19 protein-coding genes are annotated in these 16,349 nt (G+C 62.0%); 8 read left to right on the forward strand and 11 right to left on the reverse strand.

All coding sequences use genetic code 11. The annotated features are described in order from the left end of the window. From GPA25_RS21020 to GPA25_RS21045, 5 genes are all read left to right on the forward strand, one after another. Positions 1-853, forward strand: an 853-nt coding sequence (locus GPA25_RS21020; protein WP_211163268.1) for a phenylacetate--CoA ligase family protein, incomplete at its 5' end; no start/stop codon positions are given. After that, complete coding sequence (locus GPA25_RS21025) at positions 853-999, forward strand: hypothetical protein (RefSeq protein WP_169262369.1); 147 nt, start codon at positions 853-855, stop codon at positions 997-999. The genes GPA25_RS21020 and GPA25_RS21025, both read left to right, overlap by 1 nt. A gap of 29 nt (positions 1,000-1,028) precedes the next feature. Next, positions 1,029-1,766 carry an enoyl-CoA hydratase/isomerase family protein gene (locus tag GPA25_RS21030; RefSeq protein WP_050415845.1) on the forward strand — a complete coding sequence of 246 codons (738 nt, stop codon included), beginning with the start codon at positions 1,029-1,031 and terminating at the stop codon, positions 1,764-1,766. A 48-nt stretch (positions 1,767-1,814) separates the two neighbouring features. Next, positions 1,815-2,804: a tripartite tricarboxylate transporter substrate binding protein gene (locus GPA25_RS21035; protein WP_169262370.1), complete on the forward strand. Its 990-nt coding sequence runs from the start codon at positions 1,815-1,817 to the stop codon at positions 2,802-2,804. A 102-nt stretch (positions 2,805-2,906) separates the two neighbouring features. Next, a complete protein-coding gene (locus GPA25_RS21045; RefSeq protein WP_169262371.1) occupies positions 2,907-4,496 on the forward strand; it encodes a rhodanese-related sulfurtransferase in 1,590 nt (529 codons plus the stop codon). On the opposite strand, the gene GPA25_RS21050 is transcribed toward GPA25_RS21045, so the two are convergent. Both GPA25_RS21050 and GPA25_RS21055 read right to left on the reverse strand, forming a co-directional pair. Then, positions 4,424-4,894, reverse strand: a complete 471-nt coding sequence (locus GPA25_RS21050; protein WP_169262372.1) for a hypothetical protein — start codon at positions 4,892-4,894, stop codon at positions 4,424-4,426. The two genes, GPA25_RS21045 and GPA25_RS21050, sit on opposite strands and share 73 nt — an antisense overlap. After that, positions 4,891-5,442, reverse strand: a complete 552-nt coding sequence (locus tag GPA25_RS21055; RefSeq protein ID WP_169262373.1) for a hypothetical protein — start codon at positions 5,440-5,442, stop codon at positions 4,891-4,893. The genes GPA25_RS21050 and GPA25_RS21055 overlap by 4 nt, the downstream gene beginning before the upstream one ends. Before the next feature lie 329 nt (positions 5,443-5,771). Here GPA25_RS21055 and GPA25_RS21060 point away from each other — a divergent pair, with 329 nt between their 5' ends. Beyond that, complete coding sequence (locus GPA25_RS21060; protein WP_211163269.1) at positions 5,772-6,143, forward strand: hypothetical protein; 372 nt, start codon at positions 5,772-5,774, stop codon at positions 6,141-6,143. A gap of 543 nt (positions 6,144-6,686) precedes the next feature. Next, a complete protein-coding gene (locus GPA25_RS21065) occupies positions 6,687-8,060 on the forward strand; it encodes an IS4 family transposase (RefSeq protein WP_211163270.1) in 1,374 nt (457 codons plus the stop codon). A gap of 2,208 nt (positions 8,061-10,268) precedes the next feature. On the opposite strand, the gene GPA25_RS21070 is transcribed toward GPA25_RS21065, so the two are convergent. Both GPA25_RS21070 and GPA25_RS24390 read right to left on the reverse strand, forming a co-directional pair. Further along, complete coding sequence (locus GPA25_RS21070) at positions 10,269-10,619, reverse strand: hypothetical protein (protein WP_169262374.1); 351 nt, start codon at positions 10,617-10,619, stop codon at positions 10,269-10,271. Positions 10,620-11,092: 473 nt separating this feature from the next. Continuing rightward, positions 11,093-11,212, reverse strand: a complete 120-nt coding sequence (locus GPA25_RS24390; protein WP_425486417.1) for a helix-turn-helix domain-containing protein — start codon at positions 11,210-11,212, stop codon at positions 11,093-11,095. On the opposite strand from GPA25_RS24390, the gene GPA25_RS24090 reads away from it, so the two are divergent. Then, positions 11,168-11,377: a hypothetical protein gene (locus tag GPA25_RS24090; RefSeq protein ID WP_246265993.1), complete on the forward strand. Its 210-nt coding sequence runs from the start codon at positions 11,168-11,170 to the stop codon at positions 11,375-11,377. The genes GPA25_RS24390 and GPA25_RS24090 overlap by 45 nt on opposite strands. Here GPA25_RS24090 and GPA25_RS24430 read toward each other — a convergent pair. The 7 genes from GPA25_RS24430 to GPA25_RS21105 all read right to left on the reverse strand — a co-directional run bounded on the left by GPA25_RS24430 (position 11,292) and on the right by GPA25_RS21105 (position 16,348). Next, positions 11,292-11,468: an AAA-type ATPase lid domain-containing protein gene (locus GPA25_RS24430; protein ID WP_484463058.1), complete on the reverse strand. Its 177-nt coding sequence runs from the start codon at positions 11,466-11,468 to the stop codon at positions 11,292-11,294. The genes GPA25_RS24090 and GPA25_RS24430 overlap by 86 nt on opposite strands. A gap of 138 nt (positions 11,469-11,606) precedes the next feature. Further along, entirely contained in the window at positions 11,607-12,083 is a 477-nt protein-coding gene (locus tag GPA25_RS24395; protein ID WP_169262375.1) for a VF530 family protein, read from the reverse strand. Positions 12,084-12,351: 268 nt separating this feature from the next. Continuing rightward, on the reverse strand, positions 12,352-12,972 hold the full coding sequence (locus GPA25_RS21085) for a glutathione S-transferase (RefSeq protein ID WP_169262376.1): 621 nt from the start codon (positions 12,970-12,972) through the stop codon (positions 12,352-12,354). A 192-nt stretch (positions 12,973-13,164) separates the two neighbouring features. Then, positions 13,165-13,563, reverse strand: coding sequence for a rhodanese-like domain-containing protein (locus tag GPA25_RS21090; RefSeq protein ID WP_169262377.1), 399 nt, complete (start codon positions 13,561-13,563; stop codon positions 13,165-13,167). A 64-nt stretch (positions 13,564-13,627) separates the two neighbouring features. Continuing rightward, positions 13,628-14,437, reverse strand: coding sequence for a CoA-transferase subunit beta (locus GPA25_RS21095; protein WP_169262378.1), 810 nt, complete (start codon positions 14,435-14,437; stop codon positions 13,628-13,630). Next, the gene (locus GPA25_RS21100) at positions 14,434-15,438 is read right to left on the reverse strand and encodes a CoA transferase subunit A (protein ID WP_169262379.1); all 1,005 of its coding nucleotides are present in this window, start codon (positions 15,436-15,438) and stop codon (positions 14,434-14,436) included. Before GPA25_RS21100 ends, GPA25_RS21095 begins: the two co-directional genes overlap by 4 nt. A gap of 352 nt (positions 15,439-15,790) precedes the next feature. Then, positions 15,791-16,348 carry an RBBP9/YdeN family alpha/beta hydrolase gene (locus GPA25_RS21105; RefSeq protein WP_169262380.1) on the reverse strand — a complete coding sequence of 186 codons (558 nt, stop codon included), beginning with the start codon at positions 16,346-16,348 and terminating at the stop codon, positions 15,791-15,793. Between the last annotated feature and the right edge of the window lies 1 nt (position 16,349).

Below are 16,349 nucleotides of genomic sequence, written 5' to 3' on the forward strand. Positions count from 1 at the left end.
GGTCGGGGCGGAGGGCGGGGTGCCGAAGATCCTGCGCTACATCGAACTGACACGTCCGCGCGTGCTGTTCGCGACGCCGTCGATGGTGAGCCAGCTGATCGAGCGTGCGCCGCAGGAGATCGGCAAGCCGGTCGGCGCGCTCGGCATCGAAATCATCTACTGCTCCGGCGAACCCGGTGCGAGCCTGCCCACCTTCCGCCAGCGCGTGCGCGAGCACTTCGGCGCGCAGGTCTTCGACGCCACCGGCGGCGCGTGGCACAACGGCACGATCATCTGCGACAGCGAACATTCGCACGGGATGCACTACCTCGCCGAGGACTACTGCTTCCGCTACGACCTCGTCGATCCCCACACCAAGGCGCCGCTCGAGCTGAAGGACGGCGCGGTGGGTGAAGCGATCCACACGGCGCTCGAGTACGAAGCGGCCCCCGCGTTCCGCAACGCGACCGGCGACATCCTGCGCCTCCACGTCGGCGAGTGCCCCGGCTGCGGCCATTTCGGCACGCGCATGGAGATCATCGGCCGCGTCGACGACATGCTCGCGATCAAGGGCGTGAAGGTGTATCCGGCGGCGATCCAGAACGTCGTCGGCCAGTTCCGCCCGCAGGTGTCGGGCGAGCTGCGCATCCGCCTCGACGCGCCGCCGCCGCGCGTCGAGCCGCCGCTGCGCCTCGCCATCGAGGCCGCGGCCGACACCCCGACTGGCGAGTGGCCGGCGCTCGGCGCACGGATCGAGCAGCGCATCCGCGAACTGCTCACCTTCCGCCCGAAGGTCGAGATCGTCCCCTTCGGCAGCTTCCCGCGCAGTGGCGCGAAGACGAAGCTGATCGAGATCGTCGGGAAGGGGGCGTGATGGCCGGCGCCGACATCGACGAATTCGCGGGCCTTGGATTCGCACCGGCGCACGACCTGCGCATCGCCCACATCGGCATCGACCGTAAGCACGCGGCAATGGCCGAAAGCGCCTGCTGGTTCCCGCTGGCCGCCACGACGAACTGAAACGAACCCCAAAGCACAGGAAGGAACCCATGTCCTCAGTCACCTATACCTCGCGCAACGGCATTGCCGAAATCGCCATCGACCGCGCGGACAAGTACAACATCATCAACCACGACGTGGTGCGCGAACTCAACGCCGCGTGGCACCGCTTCAACGCGAGCGACGACCGCGTCGCGATCCTCACCGGTACTGGCGAACGCGCCTTCACCGCCGGGGCGGACCTGCGCGACATCCCGCACGACTTCTGGCGCGCGGTGCCCGGCGTCGGTGTGCCGGTGACGAAGCCCGTGATCGCCGTCACCGCCGGGCTCGTGGTCGGCGGCGGGCTGGTGCTCGTGCAGATGGCGGACCTCGCGGTCGCGGCCGACAACACCGTGCTGTCCTATCCGGAAGCGAAGGTCGGCTACAGCGGCGGGCTGATCAGTTCGCTCGCCGCCCGCATCCCACACAAGGTCGCGATGGAGCTGTTGCTCGTCGGCGGCTCGATCTCGGCGCAGCGCGCCTACGAGGCGGGCCTCGTGAACCGCGTCGTGCCGCTCGGCCAGCAGCTTGATGTCGCGCGCGAACTGGCGCAGCAGATCGCCGCCAATGCGCCGCTGGTGGTCGGAATGCTGAAGGACTACGTCGGGCAGGTGCTGCCGAAGGGGCCTTCGGAAGCGGCCGCGATCGCTCGCGCGCGCGTCGAGGCGGTGAACAGCGCCGAGGATTACCACGAGGGCATCGCCGCCTTCATCGAAAAGCGCGCGCCGCAGTTCGCCGGACGCTGAGCGTGCCGGGTGCGCCCACTCATCTCCATTTGTCGTCAGGAAAATACCATGTCGCTCTCCCGCACTGTTTTTCGCTCGGCCGCCTCCCTGCTGGCGGCCCTTGCGCTTGCCAATCCGGTAGCCGCCGCTGACGCCGACCGTTGGCCCAGCAAGCCCCTGAAGCTCATCGTCGCGTTCCCGCCCGGAGGTGCCTCCGACATCATCGGCCGCTTCTATGCGGAACAGCTGTCGACAGCGCTCGGCCAGCCCGTCGTCGTCGAGAACAAACCGGGCGCCGGCACCGCCATCGCGGCGGAAGCCGCGGCGAAGTCGGCTCCCGACGGCTACACCCTGTCGCTCGCCCCGGCCGGACAACTGACGATCCTGCCGAATCTCGCCAAAGACCTGCGCTACGACCCGGTCAAGGACTTCGCGCCGGTCGCGATCGTCGCGTCGGTGCCCTACGTCGTCGCTGCGAACGGCACGGTCAATGCCAATTCCCTGCAGGAACTCGTCGGCACCGCGAAGGCGCAGCCGGGCAAGATCAGCTACTCCTCATGCGGCAACGGCACCCTGTGCCACCTCTCCGGGGAGCTCTTCAAGAGCCTCACCGGTGTCGACCTACTTCACGTGCCTTACAAGGGCAGTGCGCCCGCGGTCACCGCGCTGCTCGGCGGCGAGGTCAATCTCGCCTTCGACACGCTCGCCGTCCTCGCGCCGCAGGTCAAGGCCGGCAAGGTCAAGGGCCTCGCGATCAGCAGCGCGAAGCGCTCGCCCGTGCTGCCCGACGTGCCGACCGCCGCCGAAGCGGGGCTGAAGGGCTTCGAGGTGGCGTCGTGGTTCGGCATCGTCGTTCCGGCCGCGACACCCAAGCCGGTGGTCGAGCGCCTGAATGCGGAGTTCGCGCGCATCGCCAGCCTGCCCGCGACCCGGGCGCGGCTGGCCGAGCAGGGCCTCGACGTCGAGACCAGCACGCCGGGCGAATTTGCGCGCGTGATCCGCGAGGACAGCGCGAAATGGGCCAAGGTCATCGCCGAGTCGGGGGCGCGCATCGAATGAGGACGAGCGCGCGCGACGTGTTCGACCCGCAGACCGGCTTCGCGAAACCCCTCGTCTCCGGCTACGCGAGCGACGTCGTTCCCAACCTCTGGAGCTAACGCAATGGCCGGAAAGATCGCAATACGCACCTACGCCGAAGTCCGCGCCGCCTTGCTAGAACGCCGCGAAATCGCGCTGCTCGACGTGCGCGAAGAAGACCCGCACGCACAGGCCCATCCCCTGTTCGCGGCGAACTTCCCGCTCGGGCGCATCGAGCTCGATGCGTACGCGAAAATCCCGCGGCGAGACGTGCCCATCGTGGTGCTGGATGACGGCGAAGGTCTCGCCGAAACTTCCGCCGCGCGCCTCGCTGCCCTCGGCTACACCGACGTCGCCGTGCTTGCGGGTGGAGTGGCCGGCTGGCGGGAAGCGGGCGGCGAGCTGTTCCGTGACGTGAATGTGCCAAGCAAGGCCTTCGGCGAACTCGTCGAGGCCGAAAGGCACACGCCGTCGCTCGCGGCGGAGGAGGTCAGGGGGCTGCTCGACCGCCATGCCGACGTCGTCATCGTCGACGCACGGCGCTTCGACGAATACCACACGATGAGCATCCCGAGCGCGACCAGCGTGCCGGGCGCGGAGTTGGTGCTGCGCATCGCCGAACTCGCCCCGGATCCGGCGACGCAGGTGATCGTCAATTGCGCCGGACGCACGCGCAGCATCATCGGCACGCAGTCGCTCGTGAACGCGGGCATCCCCAACCCCGTCGCGGCGCTGCGCAACGGCACGATCGGCTGGACGCTCGCGGGGCTCGCCCTCGAACGGGGGCAGGAGCGGCGTTTCGGCGAAGTCTCCGAGCCAACCCGCGCGCGTGCCGCGCAGGCAGCCCGCGCGCTTGCCGACCGGGCCGGCGTGCAGCGCGCGACGCTCGCCGATGTCGATCGCTGGCGCTCGCAGCAGGGCCGCAGCACCTATTTCTTCGACGTGCGTACGCCCGAGGAATACGAGTCCGGCCATCTGCCCGGATTCCGCCCGATGGCGGGCGGACAGCTCGTGCAGGAGACGGAAATGGTGGCCCCGGTGCGCGGCGCGCGCATCGTGCTGGTCGACAACGACGGGGTACGCGCCAACATGACCGCCTCGTGGCTCGCGCAAATGGGCTGGGAAGTCCACGTCATCGACGACGTCCCCGCGGTCGATTTTCGTGAGCAGGGCGCGTGGCGCGCGCCGCTACCGTCCCTGCCGCGCATCCGCCGCATCCTGCCCGAAACGCTCGCCCGCTGGCAGGTCGCGGGTGAGGACGTCGCCGTGCTCGACTTCAGCCCCAGCGCGCAGTACCGCAAGGGCCACATACCCGGCGCGTACTTCGTCCTGCGCTCGCAGCTCGCCGATGCGCTGCAGGCACTCCCGCGGCACCAGCATTACATCCTCACGTGCGACGACGGTCTGCTTGCGAGCTTTACGGCGCCGGAGCTGGACGCCCTTGTCGAGGCGGACGTGTGGCTGCTCGATGGCGGCAATCGCGCATGGTCGGCGGCGGCGCAACCGCTGGAATCCGGCGACACCCGACTCGCATCGCCGCCGATCGACCGCTATCGCCGCCCCTACGAGGGCACCGACAACCCGCGCGAGGCGATGCAGGGCTATCTCGACTGGGAATTCGGCCTCGTCGCGCAGCTCGTCCGCGACGGCACGCACGGCTTCCGGGTGATCTGATCCACGCGTGAGTTGAACCGGGCAAACCGCCACAGACCCAGCAGTCCGCCGACGGCGCCGACGACGAGCGGGATGCCGCCGAAAATCTGCATCGGCCGGTTAACGGCGCCGGAGAAGAACAGCACCCAGGTCGTCGGCACCAGGAAGGCAACGAGAAGAACCGTGTGATTGAGGAACAACAGCCAATGACGCCGGTCCGGGAAGGCCGCCGAGATGCCGGCGCAGAGGAAGGCCAGACCGAAACTGGTGATCTGCCAGTGATGCGGCGTCGCGAAAAGCCCCTGTTTTTTCGAATGGGGAAGATCCGGGACGACCCCGAGCGACAAGAGCACCACGTAGACGCCGATCACCACGAAGAGCAGCGGGAGCCAGCGCGGGACTTTCCGTTCGTTCGTCATGGAAACTTCGCGCCCCTTCCGCGGCGCTTGCCCCGCGCCCACAAATCCCGCAGTCGCGCGAGCATCTCTTCACCGGAGAGAGTTCCCGACACGGCATCGAGGCACACCAGATGGTCCTCGTCTTCACATGCCGAACTATGCTGCGCGACCGGGAACGGGGCCTCGCGGTCCAGGGCGCAGACCACGACCCAAATGTTCACTTTCCTCGCGGTGTGGCCCCTGCAAATACGCTTTTCCAAGGTCAGTTTCGTCACCGACTCCCACGGCAGGAAGACGCCCGGTCCCGCGAAGCGGCGCCGGTCGGCCTGGTAGAAGATCGTTACGCCGCGCTCGTCGGCGCGATACATGAGCGGCGGTCGCCAGGTATCTCGCAGCCCGATCAGCAGTCCCACGACCATCAGTATCACCATCAGCCAGGCGAAGCCGCTCACCGGCGCCGGCAATGAACCTCCGGCGCGGACGAGAGCGAAGCCCGCCGCCGCGGCCAACAGGCCGCAGCAGGCTGCAAGGAAGGCGGAAATCGCTCGCCGAGAGTGCACCAGCTGCATCGGATCCTTCAGGGGCTCAACAGGGAGTGCGGAAATAAAGGATGGTCGGATAATACCGACGGCATTGTGCCGTCGCTCGCACCCCCGGGCAATCATGCAGCACCGTTGGGCTGACGACCGCCAAGTCCTCGGCCTGACCGGCCGTTCGAACCTTTCCAGACCGGACATTCGCCAGTAGACCACTGCGGACAAAGCAGCCGTTCGGTGCGCTCGGGACATTTTGGGCCCTTGAGCGGCAGGTTCGAAGGCGGACCGGTTGGCGAGCTCGTGATCGTGTCGGACATGCCCCGGCCACGAGGTGACGGTGACCGTAACATTCCACTTGAAAAGTGACGACACTTCTCTATGTTGAAGCCATGCCGGGTCACGAGGTTCATGTCGGCCGGGCCTGTTCAAAAACGCTGGCTTCAAGGTTCCACTACAGAAAGGTTGTCAAAATGACCACGGTAATCGCGGTGCATGATGTTGACGACGTCGCTCACTGGCTGAGTTCGCCCAAGCGGGCCGAGTTCTTTGGCGCGCACGGAATGACTGTACGAACGTTCGTCAGTCCTGATGGGAAGAATCGAGTCGGGCTCATTATCGAGAACGTACCCAGTCTAGAGGCCCTGAGCCAAGCCCTTGAGGGTGCTGACGCAGCCGAGGCAATGAAGTACGACGGAGTGCATCCGGACACTGTGGAGCTTTTCGTGGCGTCATAGCGCGGACAGGCCTGCGGCGGGCGCCTGCTTCAGGCCTGTCCGTTTGCTTGTGGTCGCTGAACGGCCGGTTTCGTACTTGGTGATTGGCTGCTCCAGGGCCCTGTCGTCGGCCGGGCGTGGCTGCTGATTGGCCAATTCCGAACGCAAGCTGTCCGCGAGGCCGCGAATAACGAACTTCCACCAGAAAGTCCAGACCGGTCAGAAAGAAGCCGCCCAGCCTCGGCAAGCATCCGTCCGTGCCCGACCCAAAGGCGACGGCCACGCTAATCGGATGCCGACGTTCAACGTGGCATTAACGCGGCTTGCCGCACAGGTCCTGCTAACTACAAAGGGACTTCCCACTTCCACCGTTGGCCTGTGCGCCCCGGCATCGAAGCGCCAAGATTGAATTGCTGAAGCTCAATTTGGATAAGCGGAAGGGGAAGTCCCTCAAGCGGTGCGGTTGTTAGGTAGGTATTCGTGGTCTGTCCCGAATGGCACTAAGTTAAGACCTTTTGTCATGCCCGGCGCGCATGACAATGGCGTTGCGTGAGATAATCCGGCATGACAAACGCCACGCTCTTTCTGCCCGGTTTCCACCTTGCCACGCTGCGCCGGAGGCCGCGTTCGGCGGCGCAGCGACTGTCCGAAGAGAAGGCTCGGATTCGTCAGCACTCGATCAGCCAGCTTGGCGATTGTTTCGGCCATTTCATACCGGCAAAGGCGTTGGAGAACGGGGCGGATGGCGCCTTCAGTCGCCGCCGGCTGTTCAGCAAGGAAAACACCTTCTGGGCTTTTTTCTCTCAAATCCTCGACGCCGACGGCGGCTGCCAGGAAGTGGTTCGCAAGGTTCAAGCGCTTGCCGCGACGCGATCAATGCCGGTGCCATCGGCATCGACGTCGGCGTACTGCCAGGCACGCAGCAAACTTGATCCGGCTGAACTGGAAAAGATCCTGACGCACACTGCTGAAGACCTACAGCAGCAAGGCCGAAGTCGCTGGTGGCAAGATCGTCGCGTTGTCGTAGTCGACGGCACGGGGGTCAGCATGGCGGATACGCACGCCAATCAACAAAACTGGCCTCAACCCAAAAGTCAGAAGCTCGGCTGCGGTTTTCCGCAGGCACGAATTTGCGCCTGCTTCTGCCTGCAAACTGGGGCCTTGTTGAGTTACCGCCTGGGCCACAGTAAGAACGCCGAACTGCCGCTGTTGCGACAACAATGGGACAGTTTCAGCAGTGGTGACATCTTTCTCGGCGACAAGGGATTTTGCAGTTATTACGACGTCTGGCAGTTCAAGCAACGCGGCGTTGATTCGGTGATCACACTGGCGCGGCGTACCCCGGTCGCCGCCGCGTCGGCCGTGGCGGTGTTGGGACCGGATGACTTGCTGATTCGGTGGCCGAAACCGGTGTGGAACAAGTGCCTGAGCTACAGCAAGGAGGAATGGCAGGCATTGCCCGAACACCTGGATCTTCGCCAAATCAAGGTCACCATCAACGTTCCAGGGATGCGGTCGAAAAGCTATTACTTGGTCACAACCCTGACGGATTCGATGCGCTATGGCGCCGCTGAACTGGCCGACCTCTACCGCCAGCGTTGGGATGTGGAGCTGTTCTTCCGCGACATCAAGACGACCATGGGCATGGACGTGCTGCGATGCCGAACCCCCGCCTTGGTGATGAAGGAAATCCTGATGTACTTCATTGCCTATAACGCCGTGCGTCGGCTAATCGTCGACGCCGCCAACGCCATCGAATGCGCACCGCGCCGAATCAGTTTCAAAGCCAGCATCCAAGCCTTGCGGCAGTGGGAGCCGCAACTCCATCGACGTGCTGCCGACGACAGCGAACGGCGCGTTTGCTCGGCTCGCTCCGTGCGGCCATCGGCGCTCGTCAGCTCACCGCCCGACCGGGGCGACGGGAGCCCAGATGTTTGAAACGACGACCCAAACCGTTCGCCTTTTTAACCACTCCTCGCCATCAGATGTTTGAAATTCCACATCGCGGCCGACACCACGCAAATGGGGCTTAACTTAGTGCCATTCTGGTCTGTCCCCTAAATTCTCTAATGCAAAGACCAGCTCTTTAGACACAAGCACAGATTTCATTGCCGTGATTATCCCTTACGCAGATCTTTACACATTCCGTGGTCCCGTGGGAAAGCGTGAAGTTAAGGGAAACCCCAACAGAAGCCGCCTCTTGGCCCGATATATTCTTTGCTCCCATCTCAAGCAATAGTTTGCGCAATGATCTCACCCATTTCTCATCCAAAGTCCTGTCGGAGTCTGCTTCTAATACGAGGCGTTCCACTGAAAGATTCATGAAGTTCCCCCAAGGGTTGCATGCGATAGTCAGCGGACAACTAAGCCCGCCGCGTTCAATACTAGTGTGGCGGTCGCGGTATCACGGCTAGCAGCCTTCTGACGTTGTATAACAGTTATTGCAGCCGCTGTCCGTGTGATAGCAGATCGTCCTGTATCCATTGCTGCATGGTCCCATATAGCAGATGTAGTTCTCTTGCGGGCTTTCAAAGTGGACGCCTCCGGCGGCCTTGGCCGTGCCGATCTCTTGATCGCCAGCCTTCTTTAGTCCTGCTTGTTGCGCAGCTTGCGCAGTCAACGGAATACCCATTGTCATCGCTCCTTCCTGATATTCGGTAGAAGTAGTTGGTGCATATCAGCAGCCGGCGCCGATATTTACCACGGGAGAAAGCCGTAGATATTGAGATTTAGATGTAGCAATTGCCTCCCACGCAGGCGCATATTGATCCCTGTGGACCGCAGTTGGGACTGGGGCAAAAGTCCTGAGTGCAGTTCCGCTCGGCTTTGTGCTTCACTACGTCGGCATACGACGCGACTTCGTTGGATATCCATTTGAACGCAATACAATATGCCGCTCGAGCCTCGCACTCGTCGTAAGACACATTCTCGGCCAACATACTCTGTACGCAAGCGGGACCGGCCACGGGATCGGGGAGAATGTAGACGGCAGTCCCGAGGCGAGCGGCCTCCTTGGCGTCAGACGCCGTATAGCGCACGATTGATTCTGGGTTAGTTTGATTGTGAATTGTATTCGGGAACTCTTTCACTGTCGTGACTCCATTACGTGACCGCGTCAATGAAAGTCCAATTCGTGCTTGCCAGACGCGCAATGGCCAGCAGTGTAATGATCGTAGCGTCGGCCACGAACTAGTTCAGCTGACGACAGGGATCGTTGTATCCTTGGCGCTCATTTCCCCAGCAAAAAAAGGTACTGGCTCCGGATTTTTACAGAACGAGCGAAACTTGGACGTCGCCCTGAGGACGCGCAAATGCCCAAGTGTCTGATCGATTCTGGTATCTGTCGTCTTTCCAGTATTGATACACGGAATGGCTAGAGACACGAGTATTCTCATGTATCCCCCCCACATTTTCTTATAAGTTCTGGATATGGCCGAGACTGTGTGGCATTAGGATGCCTCTTCAGCAAGAAATCTCGCAAAGTGGCTGTAACAATATCGCTTTCCAGGTTTTCGTAGATGGTTACGGCATCAATTCGATAGGGTGACCGTTGTGTGGTGCCAATAACGTCCCAACCTGCGGCAAAGGCATCGAGTGATTCGTAAACTCTAACTTTTTCCCATGATTCGCCAAACGTTGGGTAACGGACCGTTTGAATCCAACAGGGAAATCGACGATTTGAATCCAGCCTGACCAAGTAGACGCGATTAAAAAACTGGAGGCTTTCGCCCTGATAGCCGCTGTCTCGGACGGCCTTGTCCAACGAATACGGGCCACGGAGGGCGAGTTCAATGGGGACCGAGTTTGAAGCGCAGCCACAAAATAGCGCCGCAATGAGCGACACGAAGAATGTAAGGTGGCTTGGCATAGGTCGATCCTCGCTCAGTGCAACTCAAGGGACCCAAGACCAGTTTGCATCTGGGACGAAGGCCAGTGCGATGCTCGAGTTGAACTCAGGCTCGACCGCAGCGCCAGGGATTTGAGCAGCTTCTCGTTGAATGAGAACAGTGCGAACCAACCATCCACCGACTACTCGCGCACGCTCCGTTCGAAGCCAATTGCCAAGCTTGGGCGGCGTTGGTGTTAGTTGATCGGATAGCTCGATGGTTTCCCACTTCATTGCGAAACCTCCATAGCGAAGTTGGTTCAGGGTTCAGCGCCGCAGGTCCAACCACACCCGCAATTGACGCAGCCGCCACTCACGCAGCACCATCTGCCACCGCAGGTTGTGCAGCTCTTCATGGCATGCGCCGCGCCCGTTGCCTGTTCTGCCGGTTGTGGATTAGTGACGACCAAGTCCTTTGGCTCAAAGCGGACCACATGAGGAATCTCCGCCAGCAACTTGCCGAATGGCGCGACGATACGGAAGGTGCCGTCGCTTGGCTTGATATCAATCCTTGTGTCCCCGTGGCTCACGGAGCAAATGGCTGCTCCCTGTGTGGGGACAACTTGAATGATGATTCCGTTCGAGAGCTCGAACTCAAGTCCGCTTTTCATTTCTATGGCCTGCATGACTGGTGGAAAGCGGGAGTAACAATCCCCCGGCAAACCCGGGGGATTTCCCGTGATGGTTTAATATTGGCCACCTATTTTTGCATTGTCTTACCTAAGATAGACAAACGCCATCGACCCGCAAGTGAAATGTAACGGTCACCGGCCGCTCCTGGCCCCGTTAGGAGCCTCCCGACACGGCATTGCTTCAACATAGCCGATTGCCAACGACATTCAAGCGAAATGTAACGGCCACCGGCAGCTTGTGGCCGGACAGAGATCTCGCCAAGTCGCTGGCCAACGTCTGGAACGCTCAGAAAGCTGCCCGTTGTGCGCAAAATGTGGCGTAACAAGGCGAATGGCGGCTTACCGGTGTGCTGTCCAGTTCAACGTCCGCTTCCGCGTAAAACCTCCATCGGCCGGTCAGGCCGAACTGCCGACCGCCAAAGGAACGGCAGCCCACGGTCTGCGGGAATCGCCTATTCGGTGGCGTTCGCGTCCTGCTTCAACCGATACGTAAGCTGGCGTCGCATGATGCCGAGAAGGCGCGCCGTGTGGGTCAGATTGCCGTTCGCGCGGCGGACCGCGCGTTCGGCCAAGCGCCGCTCGTGGACCTCGAGATCGAAGCCTTTGTTGAGCAGCGCGTCGTCGAGCCTGCCGCGATTCGCTTCCGCGGCATCACCGACGTAGCCCTCCCGTCCGATCTCGACGTCGTTCTGCGGGTCGGGGGACCGGCCGCGAACAGATGCTGCAGTTCAATCTGACCCCCGGTTGCGCGAGCAGCACGCCGCGTTCGATGAGGTTTTCCAGTTCGCGCACGTTGCCGGGCCAGTCTTGCGCGAGCAGCGCCTGCATCGCGCAGTCGCTGATGCCTCCGATCTTCTTGTGGTAGGTCGGTGCGTATTTGGAGCGACCCCATGATCCATTTTGAATGGCACAAAATAATTCTAAGAAATCTTCGACGCTTAGCCTTTGAATATTCTGAAAGCAGATTTATTTTTTATACTTCTTCATTGGATCGGAAGCGCGATAAATGGAGGCCCTTGAATAATTTGACACACTCTTATCCGAGTTGGCACGGCGGCCTGCATCCGGGCCTCGCATAGCCGTTTTTTTGGCGCGCTTTTCGCGTAACCGCTCAGCGTCTTCCAGACTCAATTCAGCCGGCTTGCCCGGCGTTTGACCCTGTGGAATAACGCGATCTCTGGGCGGCAATTCAAATTGCTCGACCGACGCGCGAGGTAAATTCATAAATTGATATAAATAAAACGCTTCAACTTTCTCACGCGCCCAATCCGTCTTTCTAAGGAACTTTTCACTGGACTCTATACTTGGATTGGTATTAAAACAATTGATGTTTAAATAGGCAAATAAAATTTCAAAACCATAGTGATCAACGATTTCAGTTAACAATTTTTTTAAACTAACACCATGCAAGGGGTTGTTTTCATAATTTATCTCACCATTCATAGCAAGGCCCAAATAAGCTTTAAAGTGATCATCATTTCAGTCGCAGCACAGTCAAACGCAGCAATATATATCGCGCGAACATTATTGAATTAAATAGATATATCACCTGCCATACCTGCCGGCCTGTCCGGATACCAGACACGGCACTCGCCCGGAGGCGGCAGATGACCGTCCGGAATGCGAGTGTAGCCGTGCTGGTGGAAGTACGAGGAAATCCCCTCATGGCGCTTGCGCTCCGTCAAGATGAGTTCCCCGGTCGCTTACATCACTACGACCCGTGCGTCTCGTAATAATGCGCGATGGCAGGAATCCCGGCGATCCGGTCCATGAAGGCCACGAGTTTTGGCGTCACGGTCTCGATCAGGTCGGCTGGAATGTGGTCCAGCTTGCCGGAGCCAAGCCAGCGTAGGATGACGAAGGCCTTGAGGTCGGCCACGGTCAGGCGATGGTCCGCAAAAAACTCGCCACCGTGGTCTTCGAGCTGGTTCTGCAGCCATCGCAAATAACGTGACAACGCATCCGCTACCAGGGCCTCGCGGGCGTTTTTCAGCACATCCCCGGTCATTCCAAAGGTCGCTCCGAGCTTTGTGTTGATGTCTTCCAGCGCGCCCATTACTTCGTCGCAGTACAGCGCCTGAAGGTCGTCTTCGGGGTAAAGCCCGGCAAGTTTCCCGGCATAGCGCGTAATCGCGTCGCTTTGGGTGACCTGCACGTCATTGATGTGAAGAGTCGGCACCTGGTTCAGCGGAGCGGTCTTGCGGATCTCTGGAAAATCGCCAGGCGCGAAACGATTGTCCTCGAACGGAATTCCGCCGATGTGCAGGGCCAGCCGCGCAGGCTCCGCCCGTCCGCCGGAAAAGTCGAAGTAGGTAAGCTTGAGTTTATCCATGGGTCCTTGTCGTGCGTGCGCGCCGCGTTGTGGGTCGGGGAGCCTTGCGATCAGGCCAAAGCAGGCGGGTACTGCAAGAGGTACGTATAGGCTACGTCGCGCGGGCATGCAAGGGGCCGTCGGCCAGACGCGGCAAGCCGGGCGCTTTTTCGTGAAGCGATCGACTTTTCGACCGCAATCGTCAGGAACAGCTCATTTCCCCTGCGGAAATGCCACCGGAAGCTCCGCCTTCTTCCACGCCGAAAACCCATCTTCGAGGTGACTCACGCGCGGCACGCCCATGCGCGCGAGCTGTGCCGTGGCGAGGGCCGAGCGCCAGGCGCTGGCGCAATACAGGATGAAGCGCCGGCCGGAGGCGAACACTTCCTTGTGGTAGGGGCTGTCGGGATCGACCCAGAATTCCAGCATTCCGCGCGGGGCGTGGAAGGCTCCGGGGATCATGCCTTCGCGCTGCAGTTCGCGCACGTCGCGAATGTCGACGAACAGCACGTCCGGGTCGTCGAGGAGGCGGGCGGCCTCGTCGCGCGCGATGGCATCGACCTGGGCGTTCGCTTCCGCCAGCAGGGCTTGGTAGCCCAGTTTCAGTTCCATGATGGGTAGGACTCCGAAGTATTTAAGAATTGAACCGGCAGGTTCTGCTGCCGCGTTGCCCGTGTCAGGATCGCCGCAGCATCCCGGTTGCATCGACGCGGCGCAGGGCGGCGAGTTCGGACGGGGTCGGGTCGGCCACGACGTGAGCGTCCGGCGAGACCTTCAGGTCCCATCCGGTATTGCCGAGGATTTCCTCGACGCTGGAGAAGGGGAACCAGGCGTCCAGCAGAAACTCGCGCGTGAGCGGATCCGGACGCAGGATGCCCAGCGTCGTGATGATCGCGGCCGGGCCGCCGCCGATGAAGCCGTGGCGGTCGCGCGCGTCGCCGCCGTCGAGATAGCCCGGCGAGGTGACGTAGCTCACCTTGTTCACGAAGCGCTTGGGTTCGTGGTTGAGCATGATCACGTAGCGCTTCGCGCCGCAGGCGATGTCATTGGCGCCGCCTGCGCCGGTCAGCCGCGTCTTGGGCTGGCGGTAGCTGTCGCCGATATGCCCGTCCTCGCCGTCCCAGATCCCGGTCGTGTTGACGTTGCCGAAGCGGTCGACCTGCGCGGCGCCGATGATCCCGACGTCGCAGCGACCGGAGGCCACGAGGCAGCCGAGCGCGTCGAGGCAGCTGGTGAAGCTCGTGGCGTTGCTCGAGATGCGGTTACATTCGATGCCCCACGGCAGGCCGCCTACCGGTTCGGCGCCGTAGATCCCGCCTTCGGTCATGGCCCTGACGTTGGGCGCGTGATGGGCCTGCGCGAAGTAGCCGGCGAGCATCGACAGGCCGACACCGAAGATCGCGAGTTCGCCGTCGCGGATCTCGCGTCCCGTCGCGATGGCCATCATCTCCTGGCGCGTGCAGGGCAGGGCTTGTGCGGCGCTCATTGCGCGGTCTCCAGCGTGCTTTCGGCGATCAGGGACAGCACCTCGGCGTGCGGCTTGATCCATTGGCGATAGGGGTCGAGCAGGAACCCGGTCGAGGTCTGCGACAGCGCCGCGACCTTGTCGCGCCCGATCAGATCGAGGTAGGCGTCGATGTCGGTGTAGGGCTCGACGAAGGACTCGATGTAGGCCTGGGTGCCTGCGACGGTCGCGAGGGCGGTGTTCATCGCCTTCATGTGTTCTTCGTCGACGTCGTACATCCCCGGCGAGCCCTGCGGCCAAGCGCCGAAGGGCCAGTAGACGACGGCTTCGACGATGATGTCCGGGATGCGCACGAGGTTCGGATACTGGCGGATGCAGGCGTCGTCGACGATCGCATCGGCGATCAGCACGACGCGCTTTGCGGCACGGGACAGTTCGTAGCGGCTCCACTCGGTGCCGAGCATGATCGCGTTGCCTGCCGGATCGGCGAGGGTGACGTGGATCGCGGCGAGGTCCGGTTCGAGCGGCCGGAGGGCGCCGACGGTGCGTCCGGAGAAGGGATCGGTGACGGCGGGGATCTTGTCCGCAGCGGGATATTCATCGGGCGCGAAGGCGCTGCGGTGCTGCAGGTCGGAGCCGATATTCACGGTCGCGGGCACGAAGGGCAGGCGCAGGGCGCCGCCGAGGAGGCGCAGCGCCATCGCGAGGTTGGAATAGTCCTCGAGCGCGAGGTCACCGCTCTCCACGGCCCGCCGCAGGCCGTTGGCAAAGCCGAAGACCTCCAGTCCGGTGAAGCCGCATTCGGCGTGCGTCGTTGCGCCGGCCGCGGCAAGCAGGTTGAGCTGCTGCGTGTTGCAGTGAAAGATCGAATGCAGATTGCGCCGGTTCTGGCGCAGCAGTTCGCGGCCGAAAACGATGGCGTCCGAGCCGACCGGCAGGGCGGCGCCGCTGGCGTATTGCATGCCGTCCCAGGTGTAGCGGCGGACCGCCTCCGACAGCGATATGAGTTTGTTGCGCGACATGGTTTCCAATTCACTATCAATGCTGAATGAATGGCGAACTCTATTGCTGCAGGCGCCGAAGGGGAACCAAGAAAACATGGATTGCATATTCGCTGCCGGCGATCGGATTGCGCTTGTCTGTCGCCGTACGAAAATCGAAAGCAGTTCTTCGTGTTTGTGCGGCTTGATGTCTGCGACATAGAGTCGTTTCAGGGCATGGCCATGATCACGTCCGAGGCAAACGCCCCCTGGCCGGGCTGACCGCGCTGCTCGACGAGGCGCCGCCTTGAAAGGGTCAAATTCGAACTGAAGCTGGGCGGGTGAAGTCATGACCACGTTCATCAAGAGCCTCAACGTATAGTCCGACGTTCTCCTAGTTGCCAACAAGTTCGCGGATGTAGTCCTCGGCGCCGGGCCAGTCACCGAAGCCAGCAGCCGGGTTTAAATGGCCGACCGCGCCGATGTTCTCGATGCGGCTACCCCAAGCGATTGCGAGTTCGGTGATCTTTTCCAACTTGCCGAGCGGGTCGTTCGTGCTCGCGGCGACGATGCTCGGGAATGACAGGGGCTGGCGCGGGATCGGCAGCCAGCCGTTGTCGCGCAGGGCTTCGGTCGTCGGGTAGCCGGGCGGGAAGGGGGATTCCAGATCGGCCGGCGCGGCGAGCAGGGCGCCGTGAATCGGGCGGCTGTGCTGTTGCGCCCAATGCACCGTGATCATGACACCGGCACTGTGTGCGACAAGTACCACCGGGCCGTCGATCTCGGCGAGTGCCTGATCGAGCGCCGCTACGCGGGCGGCGCGGCTCAGCTTGTCGTGCTCCAGCGGCGCCACGGAGCGGGCGTTGGGGAGTTTCTTCGCGAGCAGCGTCTGCCAGTGGTCCTCGACATGGTCGCGCAGTCCGGGAACGATCAGGATCGTGGGGGGTGTCATC

The organism is Aromatoleum diolicum (assembly GCF_012910955.1).
GTDB classification, from domain to species: domain Bacteria; phylum Pseudomonadota; class Gammaproteobacteria; order Burkholderiales; family Rhodocyclaceae; genus Aromatoleum; species Aromatoleum diolicum.